The sequence below is a fragment of the Amycolatopsis plumensis genome (assembly GCF_042652605.1).
Classification (GTDB): Bacteria; Actinomycetota; Actinomycetes; order Mycobacteriales; family Pseudonocardiaceae; genus Amycolatopsis; species Amycolatopsis plumensis.
Genome location: NZ_JBHSJY010000001.1, coordinates 2,973,843 through 2,990,328, shown reverse-complemented (window position 1 = coordinate 2,990,328; position 16,486 = coordinate 2,973,843). Strand labels below are relative to the sequence as shown.

Annotated in this window: 13 protein-coding genes; 4 read left to right on the top strand and 9 right to left on the bottom strand. The window is 72.7% G+C overall.

Annotation, left to right across the window (positions count from 1 at the left end; genetic code table 11):
• Positions 1-211: 211 nt before the first annotated feature.
• The 6 genes from trxA to murJ all read right to left on the bottom strand — a co-directional run bounded on the left by trxA (position 212) and on the right by murJ (position 6,625).
• The gene (gene trxA, locus ACFPLC_RS14240; protein WP_378191855.1) at positions 212-535 is read right to left on the bottom strand and encodes a thioredoxin; all 324 of its coding nucleotides are present in this window, start codon (positions 533-535) and stop codon (positions 212-214) included.
• 35 nt (positions 536-570) lie between these two features.
• On the bottom strand, positions 571-1,563 hold the full coding sequence (trxB, locus tag ACFPLC_RS14235; protein WP_378191853.1) for a thioredoxin-disulfide reductase: 993 nt from the start codon (positions 1,561-1,563) through the stop codon (positions 571-573).
• Positions 1,564-1,701: 138 nt separating this feature from the next.
• The gene (locus ACFPLC_RS14230) at positions 1,702-2,484 is read right to left on the bottom strand and encodes a hypothetical protein (protein ID WP_378191851.1); all 783 of its coding nucleotides are present in this window, start codon (positions 2,482-2,484) and stop codon (positions 1,702-1,704) included.
• A complete protein-coding gene (gene sigM, locus ACFPLC_RS14225) occupies positions 2,481-3,104 on the bottom strand; it encodes an RNA polymerase sigma factor SigM (protein WP_086841008.1) in 624 nt (207 codons plus the stop codon). The genes ACFPLC_RS14230 and sigM overlap by 4 nt, the downstream gene beginning before the upstream one ends.
• Before the next feature lie 31 nt (positions 3,105-3,135).
• Positions 3,136-4,731 (bottom strand): protein kinase family protein, encoded by a 1,596-nt coding sequence (locus ACFPLC_RS14220; protein WP_191308517.1) that lies wholly within the window; start codon positions 4,729-4,731, stop codon positions 3,136-3,138.
• Between the two features lie 79 nt (positions 4,732-4,810).
• The gene (gene murJ, locus ACFPLC_RS14215; RefSeq protein ID WP_378191952.1) at positions 4,811-6,625 is read right to left on the bottom strand and encodes a murein biosynthesis integral membrane protein MurJ; all 1,815 of its coding nucleotides are present in this window, start codon (positions 6,623-6,625) and stop codon (positions 4,811-4,813) included.
• Between the two features lie 279 nt (positions 6,626-6,904).
• On the opposite strand from murJ, the gene ACFPLC_RS14210 reads away from it, so the two are divergent.
• Positions 6,905-8,035, top strand: a complete 1,131-nt coding sequence (locus ACFPLC_RS14210) for a hypothetical protein (protein ID WP_378235827.1) — start codon at positions 6,905-6,907, stop codon at positions 8,033-8,035.
• A 124-nt stretch (positions 8,036-8,159) separates the two neighbouring features.
• On the opposite strand, the gene ACFPLC_RS14205 is transcribed toward ACFPLC_RS14210, so the two are convergent.
• On the bottom strand, positions 8,160-10,316 hold the full coding sequence (locus ACFPLC_RS14205; RefSeq protein ID WP_378191846.1) for a DUF6049 family protein: 2,157 nt from the start codon (positions 10,314-10,316) through the stop codon (positions 8,160-8,162).
• Positions 10,313-10,867: an NUDIX hydrolase gene (locus tag ACFPLC_RS14200; RefSeq protein WP_191316217.1), complete on the bottom strand. Its 555-nt coding sequence runs from the start codon at positions 10,865-10,867 to the stop codon at positions 10,313-10,315. The genes ACFPLC_RS14205 and ACFPLC_RS14200 overlap by 4 nt, the downstream gene beginning before the upstream one ends.
• 101 nt (positions 10,868-10,968) lie before the next feature.
• Here ACFPLC_RS14200 and ACFPLC_RS14195 point away from each other — a divergent pair, with 101 nt between their 5' ends.
• Genes ACFPLC_RS14195 through ACFPLC_RS14185 form a run of 3 tightly spaced genes read left to right on the top strand, consistent with a single transcriptional unit; the run spans position 10,969 to position 14,580 of the window.
• A complete protein-coding gene (locus tag ACFPLC_RS14195) occupies positions 10,969-12,405 on the top strand; it encodes a CCA tRNA nucleotidyltransferase (protein WP_378191844.1) in 1,437 nt (478 codons plus the stop codon).
• A gap of 3 nt (positions 12,406-12,408) precedes the next feature.
• Positions 12,409-13,716, top strand: coding sequence for a sensor histidine kinase (locus tag ACFPLC_RS14190; RefSeq protein WP_378191842.1), 1,308 nt, complete (start codon positions 12,409-12,411; stop codon positions 13,714-13,716).
• 12 nt (positions 13,717-13,728) lie between these two features.
• Positions 13,729-14,580 carry a class I SAM-dependent methyltransferase gene (locus ACFPLC_RS14185; protein ID WP_191316220.1) on the top strand — a complete coding sequence of 284 codons (852 nt, stop codon included), beginning with the start codon at positions 13,729-13,731 and terminating at the stop codon, positions 14,578-14,580.
• Here ACFPLC_RS14185 and ACFPLC_RS14180 read toward each other — a convergent pair.
• A complete protein-coding gene (locus ACFPLC_RS14180; RefSeq protein ID WP_378191840.1) occupies positions 14,567-16,474 on the bottom strand; it encodes a glycohydrolase toxin TNT-related protein in 1,908 nt (635 codons plus the stop codon). The two genes, ACFPLC_RS14185 and ACFPLC_RS14180, sit on opposite strands and share 14 nt — an antisense overlap.
• Positions 16,475-16,486: the final 12 nt, after the last annotated feature.

Sequence of the window (16,486 nt, the reverse complement as noted above, 5' to 3'; positions counted from 1 at the left end):
CTGGGACAAGCCCAGGTGCTCTATTGTGCCTTGCCAACTCTGGGTGACAGCGCAGGCCCGGTAGGTACGTCAAGAACCCGTTGGTGGAGTACCCGCGCCGCCTGGCTGTCACGCTCGATTCAACTCAGCCGACGCAGATTCCCCCGAATGTGACAAACCCGGGGCCGCGGGAGGGTTCCCGCAGGCCCCGGGTTCGCCGGGCTTGTTCGGTTCAGAGGACGTCGGCGAGGTCCGACAGCAGCGCGGCCTTCGGCTTCGCGCCCACGATCTGCTTCACCGGCTTGCCGCCCTGGAACAGGATCAGCGTCGGGATGGACATCACCTGGTAGTCACGCGGCGTGTTCGGGTTCTCGTCGATGTCGATCTTGGCGACGGTCAGCTTCTCGCCGTTCTCGGCCGCGATCTCCTCGAGCACCGGGGCGACCATCTTGCACGGTCCGCACCAGGTGGCCCAGAAGTCCACGAGGACCGGCTTCTCGCTGGTCAGGACCTCGTCGACGAACGTCGCGTCGGTCACCTTGACGGTGTTGGCCATGGTTTCTCCTCACACGGTGGTTGGAAGTCGGTAAGTCAGTTGGTGCCCGCGCCGTAGCCGCCGCCGACCAGCTCGGCCGCCTCGTGGGCGTCGGCTTCGCCGTGCTCCGCGAGCCATCGTTCCGCGTCGATCGCCGCGCTGCACCCGGAGCCCGCGGCGGTGATCGCCTGCCGGTAGGTGCGGTCCACCAGGTCGCCGGCCGCGAAGACGCCGTCGAGGTTGGTGAAGGACGTCTTGCCCTTCGTGACGACGTAGCCGTCCTCGTCCAGGTCGACCTGCCCCTTCACCAGCTGGCTGCGGGGGTCGTGGCCGATCGCGACGAAGAAGCCCGACACGTCGAGCGTCGACTCGGTGCCGTCCTTGGTGTCCTTGAGCCGCAGGCCCTCGACCTTGCCTTCACCCAGCACCCCGGTGATCTGCGAGTTCAGCTGCCACTTGATCTTCTCGTTCGCGCGGGCGCGCTCGAGCATGATCTTGGACGCGCGGAACTCGTCGCGCCGGTGGACGATGGTGACGGACTTCGCGAACTTCGTCAGGAAGGTCGCCTCCTCCATCGCCGAGTCGCCACCGCCGGCGACCACGATGTCGTGGTCGCGGAAGAAGAAGCCGTCACAGGTCGCACAGGCCGAGACACCGCGGCCGAGCAGCTCCTGCTCGCCCGGCACGTTCAGGTACCGCGCCGCGGCACCCATGGCGAGGATGACCGCGCGGGCGGCGTAGCGCTTGCCGTTCGCGGTGACGTACTTGACGTCCCCGGTCAGCTCCAGCGACTCGACGTCCTCCGCGCGCAGCTCGGCGCCGAAGCGCTCGGCCTGCTTGCGCATCTCCTCCATCAGGTCCGGACCCATGATGCCGTCGCGGAACCCCGGGAAGTTCTCGACCTCGGTCGTCGTCATCAGCGCGCCGCCGAACTGCGTGCCCTCGAACACCAGCGGTTCAAGCTGGGCCCGCGCCGCGTAGACGGCAGCGGTGTATCCGGCAGGACCCGACCCGACGATGATCAGGTTCCTGATTTCCTCGGCAGCCACCCGTTGACCTCCGCTCGTAGTGACCTGTACCAGGCTCAACACGATCGTAGGTGCCCATGTTCCCAGCCGTGACACCGCTCATGGGGGCTCCGGGTGGCGGAGCCCCCGGCCGGGGCGAAGCCCCGCATGTCACAGCCGCTACTTCTCCCCGACGACCTTGTCGAAGAGCACGGCCGGATTTTGCGGTCCGCAGTCGGCGCCGAAGGCCACCAGGCGGAACTGGGCCAGCTTGCCGGTGGTCAGGATGATCATCACCCCGGCCTTGCCGCCGACGTTCACCGGCCGGATGCCCTCGGGACGCACCTTCGGGTCGAGCCCGGCGGCCGCGATGCAGGCGTCCAGGCGGTCCTCGTTCTGCAGCGGGCCGAAGTCGCGGACGCCGATCGCCTTGCCGACCAGGGCCTGCGCGCCGGCGCCGTCGCTGCCGACCGAAGGGCCGGTCGGGGCGGCGACGTTCGGGGTGCCGGTCTGCTGCGAAGTGTTCGGGATCGCGACGGTCACGGCGACGACCGCCGCCGCGGCCGCGGTCAGGACGCCGGCGGCCCAGCCGAGCCGCTTATTCCGCTTCCGCCGCGCCGCGGCGAGGTCCACCACCTGGGCGTCCCGCGGTGCCGCAGCTGCCTGTGCGGCCCCCTGGGCCTGCGGAAAGGCGGCGGCTGCTTCGGCGGCCAGCGCCGCGTCCAGCCGGGCGGCGAACTCCGCGGGCATCCGCGGGGCCGGCGCGTCCGCGAGCGAGGCGAGGTCGGCCTGCGTCGCGTCGAGGGCGTCCAGGATGGCCCGGGCTTCCGGGTCGGCGTTGACCAGCGGCCACAGCTCGGCCGCCCGCGTGTCGTCCAGGACACCGGCGTGGAGGTCGGCGAGCACGTCGACAGACCAGGGCGGACCGATGGTCCCCCCGATCCCCCGGCTTTCGTCCGTCATCGTCCCTCCCCGCTACCCGGCTGACGCCCGGCCCGTTTGCTTTCGTGAGTTGGGACGTTCGCAATCGCATCGGGGTTCCGCAGGTGCCCGAGAACCTTCGCGAGTTTCCCGCGGCCCCGGGCGCACCGGCTCTTCACCGTGCCTTCGGCGATCCCGAGCATCTTCGCCGTCTCGGCGACCGAGTATCCCTCGACGTCGACCAACACGATCGGGGCACGTTGTTCTTCGGGCAGCTGGTCGAGCGCTTCCCGCACGAGCAGGCTGGTTTCCCGCTCGGCCATCGAGTCACGCGGGGTGGCGGGCTCGTTGAAGCCGGTCTCCGGCAGCGGCACGGTCGGCCGCGCCTGGCGGCGGCGGATCCGGTCGAGGCAGGCGTTCACCACGATCCGGTGCAGCCACGTCGTGACCTGCGACTCCGCCCGGAAGTTCCCGGCCGCGCGGAACGCCGAGATGAACGCGTCCTGCAGCGCGTCGGCGGCCTCTTCGGGGTCGCGGACCGTGCGCAGGGCCACCGCCCACATGCGGTCGCGGTGTCGCTGGACGAGTTCGCTGAACGCATGAGGGTCCCCCGCGGCGTGAGCCGCTATCAGATCCGCATCCGTGGGAGCTGCAGCTGTCACCCGGCAGAGCCTACTGACCCTGTCGGGTGCGTCACCCCGCAGGCAGGAAGGACAGGTCGCCGATTTCGGTCTGGAACTGCCCGTCCGCGTCGCCCAGCTGGGTGATCCAGACGATGAAGTTCTGGCCCTGCGTCGGCTGGGCCAGCGGGATCGTCGTCTCGCCGTCCTTCAGGTCGCCGTTGCCGACCACCTTCGTGTCGGCCAGCTCGGGATCCTTGCCGGTCGCCGAGCGGATCTCGACCTTGGTGCCGGGGGTGCCGCCGACGACCTTCACCTGGCTGAGGTTGATCGGGTTGTCGAAGGTGACGAGCAGCCCGACGCCCGGCTTCATGGCCGGGAACTGCTGCTTGTACTTCTCGGTCCGCCACTCGGTCTCGGGTTTGCCGTCGATCGCGTACTTCGCCCGGCCGGTGTTGTCGCCCTTGCCCTCGGGGTTGTACACGGCCACCGACTGCGGGGGCACCGGGGCGCCAACGGCCGGCGAAGGCGGCGGGGCCGGCGCCGAAGACGACTGCGGCGGCTGCGTTCCGTTCTGCTGGCTCGACGCCGGCGGCTGGGCGACGTTGATCGTCGGCCCGCTCGCCTTGGAGTCACCCTGGAAGACGTTGATCAGCATCAGCCCGCCCCAGGCGAGGATGACGACGGTCGCGACCACCAGCACGGTGACGCCGAGGGCGAGCTTGCGCCGCCGGGCGACGTCCTTGACCGGCTTCTTCGTGGTCCAAACGGTGCCTTCGGCCTCGGCCGGGTCGCCGCCGACGGCCTTGATCAGCTGGGTGCGCTCCTCTTCCTCGGCCACCTGGTCGAGGACGCGGAGGATGGCCGCGCTGGTGCGGATGCCGCCGTTGCCGCCGTCCTCGATCGTGCGGACGGCCAGCGACGACAGGTCGGCCGGGACCGTCGGCACCAGCTGGCGCGGCGGGACGATCCGGCCCTGCGGGGTCATCGGGGCCGCCGGGATCGCGGGCGGCCCGCCGGGCAGCGCCCAGCGGCCGGTCAGCAGCAGGTACAGGACCGCGCCGAGGGCCTTGACGTCGTCGCGCAGCGTCGCCTCCGGCAGCGGGCCGGGGAACGCGAGCTTGAGCGCGCCGTTCGGCGTCAGCCGCAGGCGCTGGGGGTGGTCGAGCCCGAGGACGAGCCCGTTCTGGTGCGCCTGCTCGACGGCTTCGGCCAGCGCCTGCACCATCCGCGCGGCCGCGGCCGGCGCCACCGGCCGCTGGGCGACGAGGTCGACCAGGTCGCTGCCCTTGGTCCACTCCGCGACGACGACACCGAGCAGGCCTTCGCTCGAGGTGATGCCGCTGCCGAGGGCGAGCACGTCGAGCACGCGGGCGACACCGCCGTGACCGAACTTCGACGCGTGCGTCGCGCGCTCGAGGGTGCGCCGGGCCAGCCGGGCGGCTTCGGGATCCGCCGGGTCACCGACCAGCAGGGTCAGTGCGACGTCCCGCTTCAGCTGCCCGTCCCGGGCGCGCCAGAGGTGCGCGTCGCCCCGCTCGTCCACGCCGAACTGCGCGAGGAGGCGGTAGCGGCCGTCGCCGACCACACGCCCGGGGGCCAGCGATCCGACCTGGGCCTTGCCCACGTGGTTCGCACCCCCCGCCTGTTCGCTCCGCCTCGTGTCCACGCGCACTCTCCCGCTAGCTCCCCGCACCAAGGTTACCCAGAATACGACGCGGGAGTCGTCGCCTTCCGTACCGCAATCGTTACCCGCGCTTGATCAACCGGGTGAACCTCGAAGTGGCCGGTTTCAGCTCTTCGACCTTCAGCGCCATCAGCACGCCGAACGAGACGACGATGCCGACGATGCTTTGCAACAAAAGCTTCACCCACGCACCGAAAGTGGGCCCGAACGAGTCCGGCACCAGCTTGCCCGCGACCCACGCGGCGGCGACACCCAGGACACTCGCGACGACCGTGAAGAGAATCACGCCGATCACCCGCTTGCTGCGCAAGTTGCCCAGCGTCACCCACAGCCAAACCTGGCCGAGGATCGCCCCGACCACGAACGTGAGCGCGTTGACCATCATCACGCCGAGCACGACGTTGTCCGGCGACAGCAGGACCGGGCACAGGTACAGCAGCGGCACCTTGACCAGCGTCATCACGATCATGATCAGCGTCGGCGTGCGGGCGTCCTTCATCGCGTAGAACACGCGCATCTGCAGCATGACCAGCGCGTACGGCAGCAGCGCGAACGCCGAGATGGCGAGCGCGTCGCCGAGCCGCTCGGCCGTCTCGACCGTGCCCTTGCCGAAGGTGAACAGCGCGATGCCGATCGAGCCGCCGACCACGGTCATCACCGCGGAGATCGGCACGAGCATCACCGTGGAGATCCGGGACGCGTACGACAGGTCGCCGATCAGCTTCTTGTGGTCGCCGTCGGCGGCCGCGCGGCTCATCCGCGGCATGATCGCCGTCAGCAGGGAGACGCCGATGACGCCGTACGGCAGCTGGAAGAGCAGCCAGGCGTTGCTGTAGGCGGTGACCCCGCCGGGCGAGCCGCTGGTCAGCACGCGCGTGTTGATCGTGTAGCCGATCTGGGACACCGCGACGTAGCCGAGGATCCACAGCGCGAGGCCGCCGAACTCCTTCATCTGCTTGTCGATGCCCCAGCGCCACTTGAACCTGAAGCCGGACCGCAGCAGCGGCGGGACCAGCAGCAGCGCCTGGGCGACGATGCCGCCGGTGACGCCGATGCCCAGCGTCAGCACCTTGGGGTCGGTGATCGAGACGTGCCCGGTGTCGATGTCGCCCGGCATGATCCAGACGACCAGGATCGTGAAGATGACGACCAGGTTGTTGATCACCGGCGCCCAGGCCGTCGGGCCGAAGATCTGCTTGGCGTTGAGCACGGCCGAGAGCAGCGCGAACACGCCGTAGAAGAAGATCTCGGGCAGCAGCAGGTAGGCGAACGCCGTGGTGAGGTCCGCGCTCGCCTTGCCGGACGAGTCGACGTAGAGACTCGTGAACGCCGGCGCCGCGATCACCGCGGCCACCGTGCCGACCAGCAGCAGCGAGAACGCCACCGTGATCAGGCGCTGGGTGTAGGCCGTGCCGCCGTCGGGGTCGTCCTGCGAACGCACCAGCAGGGGCACCACCACGCTGGCGAGCACGCCACCCATCAGCAGCTCGAAGATGATGTTCGGCATCGTGTTGGCGACGTTGAACGAGTCGTTCGCGATGCCCTGGCCGATCGCGCCGACCAGCAGCAGCTTCCACAGGAAGCCGGTGATCCGGCTGATCAGCGACGCGATGGCCATCCGGCCGGACGCCTTCGCCAGCGACGGCGCCTTGGCCGGGGCCTCCGGCGCTTCCCCGTCCGGCCGGGGCTTGACCAGCGGCCCCTTGAACGCCGGCATGACCTGGGTGGCCAGCGCGTCGTACGGCCGCATGACGTCGGGGTCGGCGACCGGCCAGCGCGAGTTCATCGGGACGCCGGCGGTGCGCGGGATGAACCGCGTCGCCTCCGGATCGGCCGGGCGCTGGACCTGGGTGGCCTCCTCATGCCACGGCCGCACCGGCGCCGGACGCCGGGAGCCGCGGCCGCGGGGCGGCACGGGCGTGCCGGGCGGCGGGGTGCCCAGCGCCGGAGTGCCGGGTGGCGGGGTCAGCGGCGGGTTGGGCTGCGGAAGTCGCCCCTGCTGAGGCGGCGCGCTGTGCGGATGGCCGGGCGACCCGACCGGCTGAGCGCCGTTCGGTGGCGGGCCGGACTGCGGGCCCCCACCCTGCGGCGAGATGACCGGCTGGGCGCCGCTCAGTGGCTGGCCCGGGGGCGGCACAGCTGGCTGCCCCCCGCCTTGCGGCGGCTGCTGCTTGACCGGCTGCGCGCCACTCTGCGGCGGCGGGCCCGGCGGAGGATTGCCGGTCGATACGACGGGTTGAGCGCCGCTCAGCGGGCTGCCCGGGGGCGGCACGGCCGGCTGTCCCCCGCCCTGCGGCGGCTGGTGCTTGACCGGTTGCGCACCGCTCTGCGGCGGCAGGTTCGGCGGCGGACTGCCCGGCGATACGACTGGCTGGGCGCCGCTCAGTGGCTGGCCTGGCGGCGGCACGGCCGGCTGTCCCCCGCCTTGCGGCGGCTGGCCCGGCTGAGGGACGCCCGGCGGCACGGGCTGCACCCGGGTCGGCGCCGGCCCGGCGTTGCGCGGCGGCTGCCCCTCTCGCGCCGGGGCCTGTTGCGGAGCCGACCCCGGCGGCGGGACGCGGCGTTGCGGCCGGTCCTCGCGGAGGGCGCGCTCGTCGAGAGGGGGGCGTTCGTCGCGGGGCCAGTCTTCGCGCGGCCGGTCGCCACGGGGTTCGCGGCCCGGGCGCTCTTCCGGGATCGGCCGGTCGCCGCGCGGCCCGCGAGGTGGCAGATCATCAGGGGCCGACCGGTCGCCGCGGGGGCCGCGGGGCTGACGGTCACCGCGGTCGCCGCGGGCGGGCGGTTCATCCGGGGCGGGCCGATCGCCACGCGAGCCTCGGTTGTCGTGGGGCTGGCGATCGCCCCGGGGCGGCAGTTCGTCCGGGGCGGGTCGGTCGCTGCGGGGGACTCGGTCGTCGCGGCCCGGGCGGTCGCTGCGGGGTGGCAGTTCGTCCGGCGCGGGCCGGTCGCGAGGCGCGCGTTTGTCGCGCGGCGGGAGGTCGTCCCGGCCGGGCCGGTCGCCGCGCGGGGTGCGGGCGCGGCGGTCGTCGCGGGGTGGCTGGCTGTCACGGGCCGGGCGGCGGGCGGGCGCGTCGTCGCGGATGGGGCGCTGGTCGCGGACCGTGGCGTCGTCCGGGGCCGGCATCTGGCGCGTGTGGCCGTTGCGGGGCGGCTGGCGGCGGCCGCGCTCCGAAGGCGGAGGCGGCTGCTGGCGGCGGACCGGCTGCGACGCGCGCGGGGGCCCGTCGCCCCGTTGCGGTGGCGGGGGTCCTTCGCGCCGAGGACGGCCCGCACGCTCGGGTGGTAAGCCCGGCTCTCTCTCCAACGCGTGCCCAATCCTCGGTGCTCGACTCCGGTGCCGCGGCCCGGTGCCGCGCACGTGCGGACCAAGAGTAATCGCGAACCGCCCGGAACACTCAAAGGCCGAGCGATCAGGCCACCACGTCCCGGCCCGCGCGGGCGTCCTTCACCCGCCGGTAGATGCGCCGGGAGGCGAGCAGAAGCAGGGCCACACCTGCGGCGACGGTCGCGATGATGGTGATCGCGCCGTACTCCGTCGACGTCAGTTCGAACCGCGCGGATGACCCGAGCGGGGTACCGGTGGGCGTGCGCAACGACACATCGACGCTGAACCGGCCGGCCCGCAGCGCCTCCACCGGGAGGAAGTAGTTCTTGCCGCCGCTGGCCGGGAAGAACCGGTCCTGGGCGTCCGTCGGGCGCAGGCCGGTGTTGTTGTCCAGTGCGAACCGGGCGTTGATCCCGACCGGCAGGTCGTTGCTGACGTACACCGGCAGCGGCGAGTTGCCGGACGCCAGCGCGATGGTCTGCTTCGGCTGCGAGACGGTCACCCGCCCGCTGATCGCCGTCAGCTCGGCCTGGGCGTTCGTGGTCGCGGCGTCCGCCGGGAGGCCCCGCCACGCCGTGGAGGATCCGCGCAGCTCCGCCAGCCGGACCGGCTCGACGACGTCCTCCGGCTTCACCCGTTTGGTCGGGTCGAGCTGCATCGCCGACGCCAGCCCGGTGGCCTTGACGTCGAGGTCGGCCAGCGTCGAGACGACGCCGGGGTCGACGCCCGCGGCCGGGTTCGCCCCGCTGTCGCCGACCGAACCGGTCGCCTCGGGGCTGGCGGCGAGCAGCGTGGGCAGCCCGGTCGCGGTGATCACGCCGGCGCTCAGGAACTCGCCGACCTGCTGCAGGTACGTCGTGAACTCCTCGGCCGAGGCATCCCAGCGCCGCGGCGGTGCGACCAGCATGTGGTCCGGCCGCTGCTGCCCGGCGGCCTGGCCCAGCCCGGCGCGGAAGGCGAGCGCCCCGAGACCGTTCTGGCTCGCGACCGCCCGCTCGGTCGTCGCGGGCACGGTGACCGAGCCGGGCACGGACGGGACGCCGGTCATCGCGGCGGAGATCAGCGAGTCGGTCGGCTGCACGCGGACCGCGCTGCCCTGCACGGTGACGCCGCCGCCGGCCGCGGCGGGCGCGAGCTTGCCCGCGTCGGTGAGCAAGGTCCGCACGCCCGCGTCGGCCAGCGCGGTGAGCACCGCCGTGCTGGGCGTGCCGTCCGGCCAGAGCACGCCGGTCTGCGGGGTGACGTCGGTCAGCTCCTGGATGGTCGCAGCGCCGGAGGCCGCCCGGGTGAGCAGGCTGGTGTCGCCGGGCCGGATGCGGGTGAGCGCGTCCAGGTCGGCGTCGGCGAACGGCAGCGCCACCACGCAGCGGCCGCCGACCAGCGCGCGAACCTCGGTCAGCCACGTCTTCGCGGCCTCGGCGCCTTTGCCGTCGATGTTCCCCGTCTCCGTGTGGACCAGGTAGCCGCGGGTCATCGCGTCGACGGTGGCGAGCAGGTCCGGGTCGAGGGCGAAGCACATCGACTTCGCGAGGTTGGCGTTGTTCCGCACGGCCGACGCCGCCGAGGTGACCAGCGCGTTCAGCCGGCCGTCCCCGCTGATCTCGCCGGCCAGCCGGTCGTCGGCCAGCACGATCGGGTTCCCGTACGGCGCCGCGTAGACGTGCGGGACGTTGCCGGTCAGCGGCCAGAGCAGGGTCATGCTGGGCGCCGATCCGGGCCGGTTGCCCGCCTGCTTGCCCGGCGGGGACAGCACCGGCATCAGCATGCTGACCGCGCCGAGCCGTGCGGGCCCGCCGAACTCGGGGGTGCCGTTGACGTTGACCAGCAGCGGGTAGACGCCGGGGCGGCTGAACCGCTCCGCCCGTGCCCCGGTCAGCGGCACGGTGATGGTCAGCGGCGCGCTCTGGCCCGGCTCCAGCACGTCGGCGACGGAGGTGAAGTCGGTCAGCGGGGTGTCCTTGACCACCGCGCCGGCCAGCACGTCGCCGATCCCGCGATCGGTGGTCGCCCGGTCCGCGACCTGCAGCCGGACCTGCGGCTTGGTGATCCGGCGGTCGCCGGTGTTGGTCACCGTGCCGGTGACGGTCAGCGCCGTCGTCGAGCTCGTGATCACCCGCGGGCCGAGCCCGGCCAGGTCGACGCGCAGGCGCGCGCCCTCCTGCGCCTGGGCCACCGAGGCGCCGGCGAGGGCCGGGACGGCCAGGAAGAGGACGGACAGGAAGGCTGCGGCGAACCGCTTCACTCGGGGGCTCCCTCAGGGGCGTGCTCGTCTCGTCCGTGGACGTCCGGGCGCGCGAAAAGTTCCTTGTACAGCTGACTGGCCTTCCGGACGAGCTTGCGCTCGTCGGAGTAGGCGAGTTTGGTCTCCAGCTCGGCCAGCGGAACCCAGGCCACCTCGGTGACCTCGACGTCTTCGTCGGAGAGCTCACCGCCGAGCGCTTCGAGCAGGAAGTGGTGCACGGTCTTGTGGATGCGCCGCTTCTCGGCCACGAACCAGTAGTCGATGGTGCCCAGCGGCCGCATGACGCGCGCGGAGATGCCGGTTTCCTCCTTCACCTCGCGCACGGCCGTCTGTTCCACCGTCTCACCGTCCTCGATGTGGCCCTTGGGCAGCGACCACAGCAGTCTGCCGTGCCGGTCGAGCCGGCCGATCAGCACCGCCTGTTCGCGCTCCGCGTCCACCACGAGGCCACCGGCCGACGTCTCGTCGACCGTGGTCAGGCGCCTGCCGCGCTGGCGCCTGCGCCGCCTGCGCGGCTTCGAGGCGCCGGGACGGCCGGCTGATCCAGACATGCTGCGATGCTAGAGCAAACGGTTGCCCCGGTAGGCTGGCTCTCCGTGTCCGTGTCCGGCGGTGCCTGGAGCTATCGCACCTGGAACGTAGTGGGATTTTCGTGAACGACGTGGTCGACAAGCAGGTGGTGGAGCTGATGCAGGTCTCCCCGCTGGCGGAGGAACTGGCGGAACGGTTCGCCAGGGCGGGGCACCGCCTCTACCTCGTGGGCGGCAGCGTGCGCGACGCGCTGCTCGGCCGGGACTCCGGCGACCTCGACTTCACCACCGACGCGCGGCCGGACCGGGTGCTGAAGATCGTCAGCGGCTGGGGTGACGCGGTCTGGGACGTCGGGATCGCCTTTGGCACGGTCGGCGTGACGAAGAAGGGCATGCAGCTTGAGATCACGACCTTCCGGGCGGACAGCTACGACCGCGTCGGCCGCAACCCCGAGGTCACCTTCGGCGACAGCATCGAGGGCGACCTCCTGCGCCGCGACTTCACGGTCAACGCGATGGCCGTCGAGCTGGCGTCGAAGACGTTCATCGACCCGCACGACGGGTTGAGCGCCCTGCGGGAGCGGGTCCTGGACACCCCGGCGACCCCGCAGGAGTCGTTCGCCGACGACCCGCTGCGGATGCTGCGCGCCGCCCGGTTCGCCGCCCAGCTGGACTTCACCGCCGCGCCGCGGGTGGTCGACGCGATGACGTCGATGGCCGAGGAGATCGACCGGATCACCGCCGAGCGGGTGCAGGCCGAGCTGTCGAAGCTGCTGCTGGCGGCCGACCCGCGGCCCGGCCTGGAGCTGCTGGTCGGCACCGGGCTGGCCGACCGGGTGCTGCCCGAGGTGCCCGGGATGCGGCTGGCCATCGACGAGCACCACCAGCACAAGGACGTCTACCAGCACTCGCTGACCGTGCTCGCCCAGGCGATCGAGCTGGAGAAGACGCACGAGCCGACGTCGGAACCGGATCTCGTCCTGCGGCTGGCGGCGCTGCTGCACGACGTCGGCAAGCCGGCGACGCGGGAGTTCCAGCCGGGCGGCGGCGTCAGCTTCCACCACCACGAGGTGGTCGGCGCGCGGATGGCCCGCAAACGTTTGCGGGCGCTGAAGTTCTCGAAGGAGATCGTCGACGACGTCTCCCAGCTCGTGTTCCTCCACCTGCGGTTCCACGGCTACGGCAAGGGCGAGTGGACGGACTCGGCGGTGCGCCGGTACGTCACCGACGCCGGCCACCTGCTGACCCGGCTGCACAAGCTGGTCCGCGCCGACTGCACCACCCGCAACCGCCGGAAGGCGGCCGCGCTGCAGGCGACCTACGACGACCTCGAAGCCCGGATCGCCGCGCTCAAGGCCAAGGAGGACCTCGACCGCGTGCGGCCGGACCTCAACGGCGAGCAGATCATGGAACTGCTGGGCCTCAAGCCGGGCCCGGACGTCGGCAAGGCGTGGAAGTTCCTCAAGGAGCTGCGCCTGGACCGCGGCCCCTTGGAGCACGACGAAGCGGTCGCCGAGCTGAAGAAGTGGGCCGCGGAAAACGGCGTCGGGGACGCGTGAGCCGTGGCGGGCGGGGGCAGCTTCCTGGTGGCGCTGCTGCGGCGCGGCGCCCCCGCGATCGCCACCGCCACGAGTGAGCTGCCCGACGAGATCGCCGACCCGGCGCCGATGCACGCGCTGCGGCGCATCTCCCGGATGTCGGGGCCGATCGACCCGACCGAGCGCGACGGCCTGCTGCTGCGCGCGACCCGGTACGTCGTGCTCATCCCGCTGGCGTACCGGCTGCTCGCGGTGCCGGGCCAGTTCGGCGTCTACGTCCTCCAGCACGGCACGGCCGGGCTGCTGCCGGTCGGGGTGTTCACGCTGCTGTCGGTGGCCCTGAACGTCATCGGCCTCCGGTGGATGTTCCGCTCGGCGCCCTTCCGCGGCCGGGACGCCGGCAAGCTCCTCGCCGTCGACCTGGCCTTCACGGTGCTTTCGCCGCTGCTCGTCGCGCTGACCGTGCCGTCGCCGGTGTACTTCGACGCGCTCGCGGTCACCAGCGTCCACCTCTACGGCGAGATCGGGCTGCTGACGCTGGCGCTGGGCCTGCCGAGCGGCGTGGTGTTCGGCTTGCTGAGCTTCCCGCTCCGGATGCTGGCGAACTGGCTCAACACCGGCCGGTTCCTGGCCGGGGCAGCCTTCTCGACGTACTCCGTGCTGCTCGCGGAGCTGTTCCTGGCCACCGCCGCGCTGGTGCTGACCGGCCTCGGCACGCGCCTGGCGCTGGCCTACGGCACCCGCAACGGGCGGCTCGCCGAGCGCGCCCAGCAGCACCGGAGGCTGCACGACACCGTGCTGCAGACCCTGGAAGCCATGGCGCTGTCCGCGCCCGGCAACGCCGAGGAACGGCTGGTGGAGATCCAGCGGCTGGCGCGGGCGCAGGCGATGGAGATCCGGCACACGATCGAGTCGGCCGCGTCCGAGCGGGCCGAGGCCGGCGCGCGGCCGCTGGGCGAGAAGCTCGCCGCGCTGGCCGCCGAGATGGCCCGCGACGGCCTGCGCGCCCAGCTCGTGGTGGCCGAGCTGGACGACGACACGCTCTCGGAGGTCCGCCAGATCGCCATCCGCGACGCCGTGCGCGAGGCGATGCGGAACACGATGAAGCACTCCGGCACCGACCGGGTCGTCGTGCGCGTCGAGGAGCGCGACGGCGGCATCGCGGTGATCACCCGCGACCACGGCAGCGGGTTCAGCGCCGCCGATCACCCGGCCGGGTTCGGCATCAGCGAGTCGATCACCGCCCGGCTGGCCGAGGTCGGCGGGACCTCGCTGGTCGAGTCGGGACTCGCCGGGGGAGGCACGCGAGTGACGTTGTGGGTCCCGTTCTGATATCTCCTGACCATGACCTCGATCGAGCTGCTCGCCGACGCCCTCGCCGCCTACCGCTCCGGCGACCGCGACCAGGCTGCCGAATTCGCCGCCCAGGCCGGGCGCGCCGGCTCCACCCTGGCCGACGAACTGCGGGCCCACCTCGCCGGAGAAGGCTCGGCGCCGGTGTACGACCAGCCGAGCGCGTTCACGGCCTTCATCCGCGGCGGCGGCAACGTCGAGCTGTACCGGGCCCTGAGCGCCGAGCTCGCCGCCCGGTACGACGCCGCGAAGCCCGAGTCACTGCTCGACCTGGGCTGCGGTGACGGCCTCGCCGTGGTGCCCGCGCTGGACCAGGCCTCGCACCTCCCGCCGCGGATCGACCTGGTCGAACCGTCGGCCGCGCTGCTCGAGGGCGTCCACGAGCGGGTGCCGTCGGCGCAGTGCTGGCAGTCGACGGCGCAAGACTTCCTGGCCCGCGACGACCTCGGCTGGGACTTCGTCCAGTCGACGTTCGCCCTGCAGTCCATCGAGCCGGAGCAGCGCGCGGAGGTGCTGCGGACGCTGCAGCCGCGCACCGGGACGCTGGTGCTCGCCGAGTTCGACGTCCCCGAGTTTGAAGAAGGCTCACCGGAGCACCTGCGCTCGCTCGTCGAGCGCTACGAGCGGGGCGTGGCCGAGTACGGCGAAGACGCCACGCTGGTCGCCCAGGGCTTCCTGCTGCCGGTGCTGCTCGGGATCGTCTCCGGGCAGCAGCGGACGAACTGGGAGCACCCGGCCGCGGTCTGGGCGGAGCAGCTCACGACGGCGGGCTTCACCGAGGTCGACGTCACCCCGCTCGCCGACTACTGGTGGTCGCCCGCCGTCCTGATCACTGCCTGCTGAGCGAGCCCGTCTCCAGGTGCTGGGCGAGCGGCCGGGGCAGCAGGTAGGCGACCGCGCCGCCGGGCAGCCCGCCCCACGGCGCCGCCACGCCGGTCAGCACGCGGATCGCGCGCTGCACCCGGTAGAGCCGCTTCTCGCGGGCGCGTTCGAAGGCCAGCGCCGTCTCGGCGAACCGCGAGCCGTCGGCGTGCACCAGGTTGCCGCTCTCGTTGCCGAACCGGACCAGCGTGGTGCCCGGAGCGAGGGTGATCAGCCGCTTGCCGCGGTAGAAGTTCAACGGCGGTTCGCCGCGCATCGGCAGGATCGGCCAGTCGGCGGGCAGGTCGGACTCCTCCGCCGGGCGCGGCGGCAGCATCAGCAGCACGCCGAGGAGGAACCGGGCCGCGTCGCCGAGCGAGCCGAACGCCACCGGCTCGTCGGACGGCGGCCGCGAAACCTCCCAGCCGTTCTCGGCGCGGCGCAGCGTCCAGACACCCTCGGCCGGGATCTCGTTCGCGCCGATCCGGTAGGCCGCCGCGGGTACGCCGTGCTCGGCGAGCCGCTGCTGGAGCAGCTCCAGGGTGTCCGCGCCGCGCAGGGTCCGCACCGGCTCACCGCGGGCGACGCGGGTGAGCGCGCGCTCGTCCGGCAGGTCGGCGGTCGTCTGCGGTGGCCGCGGCTGGCCGAGGACCTCCGCTTCGGCCGTCGCGCGGACGAGCTCGGGAACGAACGGCGGCCGGAAGCCGGCCGCGCGGGCGTGCTCGACCAGCTCCGGCTCCGGCGGCACGCCGTACTTGCGCAGGTAGTGCGGCACGGCGGCGGGCCAGATCCAGGTGCCGTCGGTGTGGAAGGCGTTCGGCACGTCCGGCTTCGCGCCCGGGCCGCCGAAGATGTCCGGCAGCGGCGCGGGCCGGTGCAGCGCGACCGGCGCCCGGAACAGGTAGTCGAGCAGGCCACGGACCTGGTCCGGCGGCACCGGCGGCCGGTTGACCACCGGGCGCTCGCCCTCGGCGTGCGCATCGGCCACCCGCGCGTGCCGGAAGACGACGTCCAGCGGCAGTCCCGCCTTCGCCGTCAACCACGCCGGCAGGTGCTTCGGCGTCCGGGGGAAGGTCGCCAGCTCCAGCTCGTAGGCGGCGGTCGACGGGCGGCCGCCGTCGTTGGGCGGCACCCGCCAGTCCGGCTCGCGGTCGGCGTCGAAGTCGAAGTCGAACTGCGACTGGGCGTCCAGGGTGAACGTGCCCTGGAACCAGGTGCCGGCCTCGGCCTCGAACATCGCCGCCCGCAGCCGCGCGAAGAGCCCGCCGAGCCGGGGCACCGCGGGCAGCGACACCGACACCGGGCCGTCCTCGTCACCGACCGCGCGAACCTCGATCTCGGCGTAGTCGCCGACCTGCCGGAACTGCGCGCCGACCCGCGTCCAGCCGCCGGGCACGGTGTGCAGCAGCGTCCGGCCGATGGCGCGCAGCAGCGCGTTCTGGTCGCCGGTGCCCGGCTGCGGCCGCGCTTCCGGCGTCTCGGTGAAGTCCAGGCGCGTCTGCCACAGCGCGGTGACCTGCTTGGCCGGCACGGTGACCGAGAAGTCGGTCAGGCCCAGCTGAGCCGCGCGGACGGCGTCGTCGCGGACCCAGCGCAGGGTCAGCTCCGGCCGGTCGCCCGGCGCGACCTCGAAGACCTCGCCGTCGTACTCGGCGAAGGTCCGCAGCGTGAACGTCGACGGCACTTCGCTCGCCGGGACCACCTTCGCCGGCCGTCCCTCGAATTCCTTGTCGAAGCCCTCCGGCGCCTCTTCCTCCGGCAGCACGGACAGCAGCACCGTGCCGTCCGTGGTCGACCGCTGCGCGCGGTAGGTCCCCTCGCCCCACGTCGCATACAGGCCGTCCGGGCGTTCGGCCACCTCAACCCGGTAACGCACGTTTGTCCTCCC